Below are 12,001 nucleotides of genomic sequence, written 5' to 3'. Positions count from 1 at the left end.
TGAAATGATGATTAGTAAAATAATGAAAGGCGATGGAGACTAAAATCTCCATCGCCTTTCGTCTTATTTTTGAAATATAAATCGTACCTTTGTCATATACCAATCAGGTTATAATAATAACATGGAACAGATGCGTAAACTGCCGATTGGCATACAGACTTTTGAGGAAATACGTAGGGATGGTTATCTCTATGTAGATAAGACGGCTATGGTTTATCAAATTGCAAATGTAGGTAAACCTTATTTCTTGAGCCGTCCCCGTCGTTTTGGCAAGAGTCTGCTTCTTTCTACCTTTGAAGCCTACTTTCAAGGACGCAAGGATCTGTTTCAAGGTTTGGCCATCGAACAGCTGGAAAAGGAATGGGAAGAATACCCGGTTTTGCACTTGGATTTGAATGCCCGGAAATATGAAGCTGCTGCTGACTTGACGGCTATGCTTAATCAGTATCTGGAGAAATGGGAGCTGCTCTATGGTCAGGAGAAGAAAGACCGTAGTCCGGAAGAGCGTTTTGCTTACGTGATAGAGCAGGCATGCATGCAGACAGGAAAGCAGGTTGTTGTCCTGATTGATGAGTATGACAAGCCATTGCTTCAAGCGGTCTTGGATGAGAACTTGCTGGATGAGTATCGGAAAACATTGAAAGCATTCTACGGTGTCTTGAAGAGCGCTGACCGTTATCTTCGTTTTGTTTTCCTGACCGGAGTGACCAAGTTTGCGCAAGTAAGTGTGTTCAGTGACTTGAACCAGCTGAATGATATCAGCATGAAGTCTCCTTACGCTGCTTTGTGTGGTATTACCAAAGAGGAGTTGGTGAAAACCTTTCTGCCGGAACTTGAGAGACTGGCTAAACGAAGAGGGATATCTTTACAAGAAGTGATTGATTTGATGGAACGTCAATATGATGGTTACCATTTTCATCCGGAAGGTGTAGGAATGTTCAATCCGTTCAGTGTATTGAATGCTTTTGATGCAGAAGAGATGGGGTACTATTGGTTTCAGACCGGCACACCTACTTACTTGGTTGACTTGCTGAAGCAGAGTGATTACGATATACGTCTATTGATAGATGGAGTGGAAGTGCTGGCTTCCGCTTTCTCTGAATATCGTGCGGAAAAAAATAATCCTCTTCCGATGATTTATCAAAGTGGTTATTTGACCATAAAAGGGTATGATGATGATGTGAAGCTATACACTTTAGGCTTTCCGAATGATGAGATACGTTACGGCTTTCTGAATTTTCTGGTTCCTTTTTATACTAAAGTTACTGATGATGAGACTGGTTTCCACATCGCTAAATTCATGCGTGAATTGAAGAGTGGGGATGTGGAGGCGTTTATGGAGCGTCTTAAGATATTCTTCTCCGGTATTCCGTACGAGTTGAGTGATGATACGGAACGTCATTATCAGGTTATTTTTCATGTAGTGTTTACTTTGCTGGGACAGTTCATCCGGTCTGAGGTTCGCAGCAGCCGCGGCCGTGCGGACGCGGTAGTTCATACCCCTACCGCTATTTATGTTTTTGAGTTCAAACTGGACGGTACAGCCGACGCAGCTCTGAAGCAAATAGATGAGAAGGGGTATCTGATTCCTTATACCTTGGATGGCAGGAAATTAGTGAAAGTAGGTGTGAACTTCAGTAAAGAAACACGGAATATTGATGAATATATTGTCGTAGAGGAATAGGAACGAACAATCCTATATATGGAAAAGGCGATGGAGATTCTATTCTCCATCGCCTTTTCCGTATTATAGTATTTCACCTTATTTCTTCATTCTCAGCACCCGTATTCCTGTCCATTTATTATTGTCTTTCAGCATTTGGGACAAGGGGACTTTGGGAACAACCACTTTCTTGTCGGTAGAAGAAGCGTGTACCAACAGGAGTTTGCCATCTGCATAGAAAGCGATTCCCATGTGGGCTACATCCAGCCCCGGAGTGTTGGTGGTGATGGCTATGATATCGCCGTCTTTAATCCACGGGAGACCATCGGCGGGAAGTTTGGCTTTGGGAAGATAGTGAACTTCCTTGCCGGACAAGGATTGTTCAATCTTCTTCATTTTGGCTATGTTCTCCGGAGAATTTGCCAGCTGCTTGTAGAGTTGGGGGTGGGAAGACATGTAGGAGATGGATAACTGTTCGGTGTCGGGACTCATGGCGTCCGTTACATCCTGAAGGAAGCCGTTGCGTACGCCATTGTTTATCCAGTCGGCAATATAATGCAGGCGGGAAGTGTACCCGTCGATTTTACCGTCACGGTAACGAATTTTTTGCAGGTTATCGGCGAAAGCGCTTTCCGAGATGTCTCCGTCGGCCAATTTGGGGGTAAGCGTCTCTGCCAGTACATATTCCACCAGCGTGGTACAGTCTACCTCATCGCAGTTGATGACGAGTTCCTCGGGACCATCTGCCTCCAGCGTATGGGCTACGTATGGCACATCCAGATACTTTATTCCATTGCTCAACATATCTTTCCCTCCCTGGGCAGAAACGGAAGTTACCAGGGCTGCGGCGCAGAGGGCGCTGAACATAAATTTAGTCATTGTTTTCATTTTTCTCTCTTTTGATTATTATTGTTCTTAAACGTAAAAAGGATGCAGCAAATTTACTACATCCTTTTTATAAAAGCTTAATCCGGAGGGATTAAATTCAATATTGCCGGATTAAATATTTATAATCTTCCTTTTTATCGAACGGAACAAGGGTAAAACCGTATTCGATGGCATTCTCCTTGCCCGGACGGATCAGATAGGGTTCATGGGCGGTTGCGCCCCAACTGTCGTCTCCACCGACACCCATCATGCGGTAGTCAATGAACAAATCGACCATCTTTTCCGGCAGAGGGTCGGTGAGGTGGCGGTGATTGGTCTTTTCGGTACGCGGGGCACCGTTGTCAATCGTATCGCCGCTATCCATGCTTTCCAGGGGATAGTTGGAGGCGTTCAGCTCAAAGGTGCGGTCGGCGATGAGCAGCAAACCACGTTGCGTCTTATCGGTAAGAGCGCACCAATAGATATCCGTGCGATGGTTGTTCTCCTGTGGGCGGACATACGGCTCGTACATATCCTTGACCGGGATGGCGTACTCTCCGATGAACTGGGAGGTACGGCGGTCTCGGTAATTCTCTTTCGGACCGCGACCGTAGTAGGTCAAGTTTGTAAAGCTTTCCGGCAGCTGCATCCGCAGGCCCACACGCGGTATCATCGGAGCTTGGTCTCCTTCGGCCATGAAGCGGTTGTCTACCTTGATGGTTCCGCTGGCATATATCTTATAGGTGATGTCCCAACGGGCCTCTGTCTGCGGAAAACGGTAGGTCACCTTTACTGTCGTGGCATTGCTGCCCGGAGTCACTTGGAAGCTTTCGGCTTTCGGTTCCTGGTAGCTTGCCTCTTTCCAGGCTTTGAGGCGGACGGGGAGGTTGGCTCCATAATCATTGTCCGTCGGTGCACGCCAGAAGAATGGGTGGGGACCCTGACCGTTCAGTATGTACTCGTGCTTCTTGTACAAATAGGAGGTGAGTAGGCCGCTTTGCTTGTCGAAGGTGGCTTTGAAGTCGGGACCGAAGAACGCCACCAAATTTCCTTCTTCCTTAGAAGTGGCGGGCTTCTGTGCCGTAGCCTCTTTCTTGTAGAAGGTATGGACGTAGGTCTGTTCGCGTGCAATGACCGTGCCGGCCGGGAGGAAAGGTTCTGCCGTCTTGATGGCTGCATAGAACTCGATGCGTACATCTCCCGTTGTCTGTTTCTCTTTGGGTATGCCGTTCAGAAAGCCGGTGGTTACTGTCTTGCCCGGTGCAGCATGGATATTTTCAATCTTGCCACGGTAGACTTCCTTTCCATGGTCGCGGATGATGTAGTAGAAGTCGTACTTGTCGAGATTGGTGAAAGAGAAATCATTGCGGATTTTCACGGTGGAAGTTTGCTTGTCGAAGTCGAGGAACTTGATGTTCTGGTAGACCTTCCCCATCTCTTCCGTCTGCGGTTTGACACTGCGGTCGGGGTATACCACGCCGTTGATGCAGAAATTGCCGTCGGAGGGAGTGCCGTTCTCGCCATAATCGCCGCCATAGGTCCAGTATTTACGGCCGTCGTCTGTCTTGGCGGCAAAGCCTTGGTCTACCCAGTCCCAGATACAGCCGCCCTGGAGGATGGGATATTTTTCGATGATATCCCAGTAGTCCTGGAAGTTGCCGAGACTGTTGCCCATGGCATGGGCATACTCGCAAAGAATGAGGGGACGCGTCATCTCCTTGTTCCGGGCATACTTCTCCAGATAGGAAGGGGGAGCATACATCGGGCAGTAGATGTCCGTATTCCATTCCAACAGTGCACGTTCATACTGGATGGGACGGCTGTCGAGTGTCTTCAAGGTGTTGTAAGTGACGTAGAAATTCAATCCGTTCCCGGCTTCGTTGCCCAGCGACCAGATGATGACTGACGGATGGTTCTTGTCCCGCTCGTACATATTCATGGTGCGGTCGAGATGGGCATTCATGAAGAGCGGATTGTTTCCCAGCGTACCGCCTACCCGCAAGTCGTAACCCATGCCGTGACTTTCGATATTGGCTTCGTCGATGACGTAGATACCATATTCATCGCAGAGTTCGTAGAAACGTTCCTGCTGGGGATAGTGGCAAGTGCGTACGGTATTGACATTGTATCTCTTCCAAAGCTCGAAATCTTTCTTCATCAGTTCTTCGGAGACATAGTGACCGGTATTCTCGTTGTGTTCGTGATAGTTCACGCCTTTCACGAGGATAGGTTGTCCGTTTACCAACAGTTGCTTGTCCTTGATTTCCACTGTACGGAAACCTACTTTGCAGCTTGTCGCTTCAATCACATCTCCGTTCGGGCGCTTCAAGCTGACGACGAGGGTATAGAGGTTGGGCGTTTCGGCTGTCCATTGCAGGGGTTCCTGGATGGTCTTCTTGGTGAATTCCACTTCCGTTTGGTCACCGCTGACCTGAGTAGAGGACTGGGCTATCTGCTGGTCGTTCTTGTCCAGCAGGCGGTAACCAACGACAAATGGGGCGTTTTGTCCGCTTTCATTGGTAAACTGCACCTTTACCTTGAGGATACCGTTCCGGTAGTTGTCGTCCAGAGGAGCTTCCACCTTGAAGTCTGTGAGATGGATTTGAGGCTGGGCATATAAGTAAATGTCCCGTTCGATACCACTGATGCGCCAGAAGTCCTGGCATTCCAGATAGTTGGCATCGGAAAAGCGGTGTATCTGAATGGCAATGACATTCTTCCCTTTCTTGGCAATGGCGCTGACGTTGAAACGCGCCGGAGTCTTTGCATCTTTACTCATGCCTACAAACTTGCCGTTAAGGTAGTAGAAGGCTGCCCCGCGTACACCGTCGGCACTCAGGAAAATCTCCTTATCGTCCCAGTCTCCCGGAAGGGTGAACTCGCGGCGATAGGTGCCGGTGGGATTCCATTCCTTGGGAACGTACGGAGGGTTGGGCTTGTCCCAATAAGGAGGATAGCCCGAAGAACAGAACTCATAGGGATGGTTCACGTAGATGGGCGTGCCGAATCCTTGCAACTCCCAGTTTCCGGGTACATTGATGTCCGGCCAGCGGCTGGCGTCCACACGGTCCATCATGAAGTCCGTGGGGCGGTCGGCGAAGTTTTCCACATAATGGAATTTCCATTTCCCGTTAAGGGACAAGCGGAAGGTTCCGTTCTTGCGGTCATTGATGACGGCATCGGCCTCCGTGACGTAGGAGGTGAACGTGCTGCGGGCAGGCTCCCGGTTGATGCTTGTCAGCTTGGGGTTGGTAATCTCTTCGTAGCGATTGTTCTCCTGAGCAGTCAGGGCAAAGGGAAAAGCTGCGAGGCAAGTGAGTAAAAAATACTTTTTATTCATAATTGCTTTTATTTCTTTGTGGTAGGTTCAGAGACCGGGAATACGAGCCCTTCACGCAACCACTTCTCCAGTTCTTCCGTCCATTGACGCTTGTAGGTGAAGTTGTCCCGGAATCCCCAGCCATGTCCGCCGGTAGGGTAGGCATGCAGGCTGGCAGGCACTTTGTGGTCACGCAAGGCGAGGAAATAGCCAATGCCGTTGATGGGTGGCACTGCGTCGTCGTCCGAAGAAAGCATGATAAAAGCCTGCGGAGTGCGTGGGGACACTTGTCTTTCGAGGGAGTATTTTTGTTCCAGCTCCTGAGATGGATTTTCTCCGATAAGGTTCTGGCGGGAACCTCCATGGGTAACGCCTTTCTGCATGGAAATCACCGGATAGAACAAGATCTGGAAGTCGGGACGGGTTTTGTCACTGCTGTATAGTGTGGCAAGCGAAGCTGCCAGATGGCCGCCGGCAGAAGCGCCCATGATGCCTACGCGCTGAGGATTGACACCCCATTCAGCGGCATGTTTGCGTACCATGCGGATGGCTTGTTCGGCATCGGAAAGGGGCACTTCATGGTGCCCGTTGGGCATACGGTATTTCAGTACTGCATAGGTGATGCCTTGTGTGTTGAACCAGGGAGCCATGTCGTGTCCCTCGTGCTTCATGGCCAGCCCTCCGTAGCCACCTCCCGGACACATGATGATGGCCATGCCGTTGGGGTGGGAGGCAGGATACACCGTAAGGGTAGGGGTGGTGACATCGGACACCCATTCGTTGTTATGGTTCTGTCCGGAATTGGTCAGTTCGTTGTTATTGGGGGCACCGTTGGGCCATAGGGGCAGCTCAACGGGCTTTTGTGCAGATAACATGGTCGTTGCAAATAGAAAAGATAAAAGTAGAATCTTTTTCATGTTCTTGGTATTTAAAGGTTATTTGGTTTTCATGGAAGCTTTGATGAGGTAGAATATCAGAATGGCATAAGCACCCAGCGCCAGCACTTCAGACCAAGTGTTTTGCAACCATGCATCGTTCACGAGGTTGATTCCTCCGAAGCGCATGGCAGCGCTTACCACGCCCATCAATGCACCGCCGGCAATGAAACCGGAGGCAAGCAGTGTGCCTTTTTCCCCGCGTTCGGCATTGAGAGCGGCATCCTTGCTGCGGCTGGTCACGTACCAGTTGACGGCACCGCCCACTACTAACGGGACATTCAGTTCCAATGGGATGAACATACCCAATGCAAATGCCAGTGCGGGAATCTTGCAGAAGTTGAGGATGACGGCCAGCACTGCACCGATGCCGTAGAGCAGCCAAGGAGCACCCACACCGTTCATCAGAGGTTCGATAACGGCTGCCATGGCATTGGCCTGCGGAGCGGCCAGTTGTCCGCTGGTGAAACCGTATGTCTTGTTCAGGATAATCATTACACCACCTACGGTAGCGGCAGAAACGATGGTTCCGAGGAACTTCCAGGTCTCCTGCTTGGCAGGCGTGCTACCCAGCCAGTAACCGATTTTCAAGTCTGTGATGAAGCCTCCCGCCATGGACAGTGCCGTACATACAACACCACCCATCACCAGTGCCGCAACCATTCCTCCGGGACCTTTCAACCCTACGGCTACCATGACTACGGATGCCAGAATCAATGTCATCAGCGTCATTCCGGATACGGGATTTGTGCCCACAATCGCAATGGCATTGGCTGCCACGGTGGTGAACAGGAAAGCGATACCTGCTACCAGCAGGATGGCTACAATGGTATGTGTCAGGTCACCTTGCATCACATCGAAGTAGAAGAACAGAACAACCAGCAGCAATGTGATGATGGAGCCGATGGCGATAATCTTCATGGAGATGTCTCGTTGCGTGCGCTTCACGCTGGTCTCTACATTGGATTTACCGCCCATTTCCTTGGCAGCCAGCCCTACGGCGCTCTTAATGATGCCCCAGGACTTGATAATGCCGATGATACCTGCCATGGCTATACCACCGATACCGATGCTCTTGGCATAGTATTTGAAAATATCTTCCGGAGCCATAGCGCCTACGGTTGCTGTGATTTCGGGGTTCCATTGGTTCAGTACGGAGTCTCCCCAAATCATGGACATACCGGGGATGATAATCCACCATACGGCCAGCGAACCGGCACAGATGATGGACGCGTATTTCAGTCCCACGATATAGCCCAGACCGAGCACAGCAGCACCCGTATTAACCTTGAATACCAGCTTGGCTTTCTCGGCCAGCATTTCGCCGAGGCCGCATACGCGGGTAGTGAAATTCTCGTTCCACCAGCCGAAGGTTGCCACGATGAAGTCGTATAGACCACCGATGATACCTGCCATGAGTAATGGTTTTGCCTGGCTGCCGCCCTTTTCACCGGAGACGAGCACTTGTGTGGTGGCTGTTGCTTCGGGGAAGGGATACTTGCCGTGCATGTCGCTCACGAAATATTTACGGAAGGGGATAAGGAAGAGAATACCCAGCACACCTCCCAGCAGAGAGCTGATAAAGACTTGTGCAAAGGTAACAGTGATTTCTTTCGGATAGGTTTCCTGAAGGATATAAAGCGCCGGAAGGGTGAAGATGGCACCTGCCACGATGACGCCAGAACTGGCACCGATAGACTGGATAATGACGTTTTCGCCCAATGCGTTCTTGCGTTTGGCGGCACCTGATACGCCGACGGCAATGATGGCGATGGGGATGGCGGCTTCGAATACTTGCCCCACCTTTAGCCCCAGATAGGCGGCTGCGGCCGAAAAGAGAATGGCCATCAGAATACCCCATGTCACCGACCAGGCATTTACTTCTGAATACTTCTTGTCCGGGCTCATCAGAGGGTTGTACACTTCTCCCGGTTTCAGTTCACGGAACGCATTTTCCGGCAAGCCGGTGATTGGTTCTTCTTCTTGTTTCATAGGTTTTGTAGTTTTATGTTTTTCTTTAATAGACTTCAAAGATAGTGCAAACCGAATGCTGGATAAAATGAGCAAGCTCATTATTATTCTGCTGAGGTGCAGCCTATCTTCGCATTTTAGGCAAAGAAAGCAAAAAAAAAGGAGATTTAAAAAAATCTCCTTAATTCTGTATGGTAAAATGCTTATTTGGCATCTTTAGCGGTCATGTCCCCTTCGATAAACAATCGCATGATTTCCGTTTTGGCATTGGTGCGCAGGGTGATGGATTTCTTGAAGTGTCCGGGGTATCTTCCGGTTCCATTATAGGTTACTTTCACTGTTCCTGTCTTTCCCGGTGCTATCGGTTCTTGTGAATATTCGGGAACGGTACATCCGCAGGAAGCTACAGCTTGATGGATGACAAGCGGAGCATCGCCTACGTTCGTAAACTTAAAGGTGTAGCTGACTACCGGACTGTTTTCGGAGAATGTGCCGAAGTTGTGGGTGGTCTGTTCGAATTTGATGTCTGCCTTTCCTTGTGCATAGGCATAACCGATGCTCATAACCAGCATCATCATATAAAAAACGACTTTCTTCATGTTCTTATCTTTTTTATATTTCAACGGCGCAAAGGTAACCCATTTTCATTAAAATAATGCCTATGGTGTGCGAAATTGTATTAAATCGGGCTCAAAAGGTCTCTGTACGAATGATAAGCAGGGAAAAATAGGGGAAGCGGATGGTCGCTATCCGCTTGCTGTCATTGATATACTTCTCTTCCGGAGTGCCTACATTCTCAAAATAGTGATACCGGTATTCGGGATGCAGGCGGATGCAGCGGTGAATCTCATCGGTGCATCTGGACAGCTTCATGATGACAACCGCACTGTTTTCGCTTGTCAGTCTTTCTATCTCTTCTGTCGTGACGATGCCGGGTATCACCGTCAGCCGCTCTTCCTGGCTGGCTACATGGAGCCCGCCCAGTGCGCCGGCGGCAATGAAGGCGGGGATACCGGGGATGTGCTTCACGGGGATGCCGTCTGCCTGCAATTTGTCATATACATAGTGTATGGAAGAGTAGAATCCGGCATCTCCTTCGGCAACGATACAGACCTTCTTTCCTTGTTGCCGGAGGGTGGAGCTCTCCATATAGACCTCGTCGTAGGCGCTCAGGGCTTTTTCGCGCTGTTTGCTCATGGGGAGTGGAAAGCGGTGCACCGTGTTTTCCGGAATGTCGAGTTGCAATAGGATGTCGGCTGCGCGTGAAACTCTGTTTCCATCTTTGGCCAGTGTCTCGGGACAGAATATACAGTCGGCTGTCTGCAGGGCTTTCAAGCCTTTTACGGTAATCAGTTCCGGTTCGCCGGGACCGAGAGATACAAATATGACGGGGAACATTTGCATGAAGACATTAAAGGTTAAAAATTAAAGAACAGCAAAACGGCTACAAAAGTGGGGAAATAATCAGTAGCAAACAAGATATTCGCTATCTTTGTTATTTACTAAAACAATCTGTTTTTTATGGATTATCAACTGAACACCCGCTTGAATGGCAACATAGCCATGACTTCCAGCTACCATGAGCGTGCGTCGCTGCAACGTGACAAGACTCTGTATAAATTCATTTGGGTACAGAGCGGTACGCTCACTCTGGAAATAGACCATATCTCCATGCGCTTGGAAAAGGACGAAATCGTGACCTTGACCCCGTTGCATCACCTGGAGGTAAAAGAGGTGGACGGTGAATACCTGACGTTTGTATTCAACAGCAATTTTTATTGCATCTATGGACATGACAACGAGGTCTCTTGCAACGGATTCCTTTTTTATGGCTCTTCCAAGGTGATGAGACTGGCGCTTTCTGCCGGGCAGTCTTCCAACCTGCATGACATAGTCCGCATTTTCCGGCAGGAATCGGTCATTCATGACAATCTGCAGGAGGAGATGCTGCGCATTGTCTTGAAACGTTTCATCATTACCTGCACACGCATTGCGCGCCAGCTTTTCGGGGTGGGGCAGGAGAAGGAAAAGACGTTTGACATCATCCGACAGTATTATGTGCTGGTGGACCGGCATTTCAAGGAGAAGAAGCAGGTGCAGGATTATGCCGATATTCTTTGCCGTTCTCCCAAGACACTTTCCAATCTGTTCTTGGCCTGCGGGTTGCCTTCCCCGTTGCGGGTGATTCATGAGCGCATTGAGGCGGAAGCCATGAGACTGCTGTTGTATACCCGCAAGAGCGCCAAAGAAATCAGCTCCATTCTGGGCTTTGAAGACTTGCCCGCGTTCAGCCGTTTTTTCAAGAAAATGACCGGCGAGAGTGTCTCGGACTACCGGAAAAGAGTGAAACGGGAATAATTGCCAACTGTTGCGGAATAATTGCCATTTCGTACGTGGTGGAAAACAAGGAACTTTGCAAAAACAAAAATCAAGTCATATTACTGAAACCATTTAAAAAGTAGAACAAAGATGAAAACGAAATTGCAAAACTTGTTTATGGCTGCGTTGACGCTGGCCGCTTCCACTCAAAAGTTGGGTGTTAATTTGATCCGTGTAGCTATCCTGGTTATTTTCGTATGGATTGGTGGATTGAAATTCTGGAATTATGAGGCTGAAGGGATTGTTCCTTTTGTGGCGAACAGCCCGTTCATGAGCTTCTTTTATACAAAGAATGCCCCGGAGTACAAGGAGTATAAGCTGAAAGAGGGTGAGTTCAATGAGGTGAAACATCAGTGGCACGTGGAGAACAATACGTATGGTTTCTCTCACGGTCTGGGCATTCTGATTATGACCATCGGCATTCTGACATTTCTGGGGATATTCTCTCCGAAAATCGGACTGGCGGGAGCCGCACTTGCCATTGTCATGACGATGGGTACCCTCTCTTTCCTGGTGACAACTCCTGAGGTGTGGGTGCCCGACTTGGGAAGCGGGGAGCACGGCTTTCCGTTGCTGACGGGGGCAGGGCGCTTGGTCATCAAGGATACGGCCATTCTTGCCGGTGCCATTGTCGTACTGTCTGACAGTGCAAAAAGAGTATTGAACCAATTAAGGAAATAGATGTATGAAACCGGAAGCACGCAAGAAGGGATTGAATATAAGAGGCAACAAACTGCCGGTCTTTACACATCCCAGCATGAGTGAAGCACTGAATGACCTGATGGGCTTTTAAAGATTATTTAGGCACAATATCCGTCAATTTGCAGGAAGAGCATTTGCGTATCTCCCCAAAAATGACGAATATTG

Annotated in this window: 9 protein-coding genes; 3 read left to right on the top strand and 6 right to left on the bottom strand. The window is 49.2% G+C overall.

Annotated elements, in window-relative coordinates; translation table 11 throughout:
* Window positions 1–121 precede the first annotated feature (121 nt).
* Window positions 122–1,684 carry an ATP-binding protein gene (locus HUX74_RS00345; RefSeq protein ID WP_120137728.1) on the top strand — a complete coding sequence of 521 codons (1,563 nt, stop codon included), beginning with the start codon at window positions 122–124 and terminating at the stop codon, window positions 1,682–1,684.
* Window positions 1,685–1,762: 78 nt separating this feature from the next.
* On the opposite strand, the gene HUX74_RS00340 is transcribed toward HUX74_RS00345, so the two are convergent.
* The 6 genes from HUX74_RS00340 to HUX74_RS00315 all read right to left on the bottom strand — a co-directional run bounded on the left by HUX74_RS00340 (window position 1,763) and on the right by HUX74_RS00315 (window position 10,153).
* Window positions 1,763–2,551 carry an N-acetylmuramoyl-L-alanine amidase-like domain-containing protein gene (locus tag HUX74_RS00340; RefSeq protein WP_174646001.1) on the bottom strand — a complete coding sequence of 263 codons (789 nt, stop codon included), beginning with the start codon at window positions 2,549–2,551 and terminating at the stop codon, window positions 1,763–1,765.
* A gap of 97 nt (window positions 2,552–2,648) precedes the next feature.
* Window positions 2,649–5,870, bottom strand: a complete 3,222-nt coding sequence (locus HUX74_RS00335; RefSeq protein WP_174646000.1) for a glycoside hydrolase family 2 TIM barrel-domain containing protein — start codon at window positions 5,868–5,870, stop codon at window positions 2,649–2,651.
* 8 nt (window positions 5,871–5,878) lie between these two features.
* Window positions 5,879–6,766, bottom strand: coding sequence for an alpha/beta hydrolase (locus HUX74_RS00330; RefSeq protein WP_119961900.1), 888 nt, complete (start codon window positions 6,764–6,766; stop codon window positions 5,879–5,881).
* 18 nt (window positions 6,767–6,784) lie between these two features.
* Complete coding sequence (locus tag HUX74_RS00325) at window positions 6,785–8,776, bottom strand: OPT family oligopeptide transporter (protein WP_117599522.1); 1,992 nt, start codon at window positions 8,774–8,776, stop codon at window positions 6,785–6,787.
* A 182-nt stretch (window positions 8,777–8,958) separates the two neighbouring features.
* Entirely contained in the window at window positions 8,959–9,354 is a 396-nt protein-coding gene (locus tag HUX74_RS00320) for a DUF1573 domain-containing protein (protein ID WP_117599729.1), read from the bottom strand.
* Window positions 9,355–9,445: 91 nt separating this feature from the next.
* A complete protein-coding gene (locus HUX74_RS00315) occupies window positions 9,446–10,153 on the bottom strand; it encodes a precorrin-2 C(20)-methyltransferase (protein ID WP_174645999.1) in 708 nt (235 codons plus the stop codon).
* A 123-nt stretch (window positions 10,154–10,276) separates the two neighbouring features.
* On the opposite strand from HUX74_RS00315, the gene HUX74_RS00310 reads away from it, so the two are divergent.
* Window positions 10,277–11,113 carry a helix-turn-helix domain-containing protein gene (locus tag HUX74_RS00310; protein WP_174645998.1) on the top strand — a complete coding sequence of 279 codons (837 nt, stop codon included), beginning with the start codon at window positions 10,277–10,279 and terminating at the stop codon, window positions 11,111–11,113.
* A 111-nt stretch (window positions 11,114–11,224) separates the two neighbouring features.
* Window positions 11,225–11,815, top strand: coding sequence for a DUF417 family protein (locus HUX74_RS00305; protein ID WP_174645997.1), 591 nt, complete (start codon window positions 11,225–11,227; stop codon window positions 11,813–11,815).
* The last annotated feature ends 186 nt before the right edge of the window (window positions 11,816–12,001 follow it).

Source organism: Bacteroides sp. Marseille-P8574, assembly GCF_902825465.1.
Lineage (GTDB): Bacteria > Bacteroidota > Bacteroidia > Bacteroidales > Bacteroidaceae > Bacteroides > Bacteroides uniformis.
Note: the sequence above shows the minus strand (reverse complement) of the source record. Positions and strands in the feature narration are given on the sequence as shown.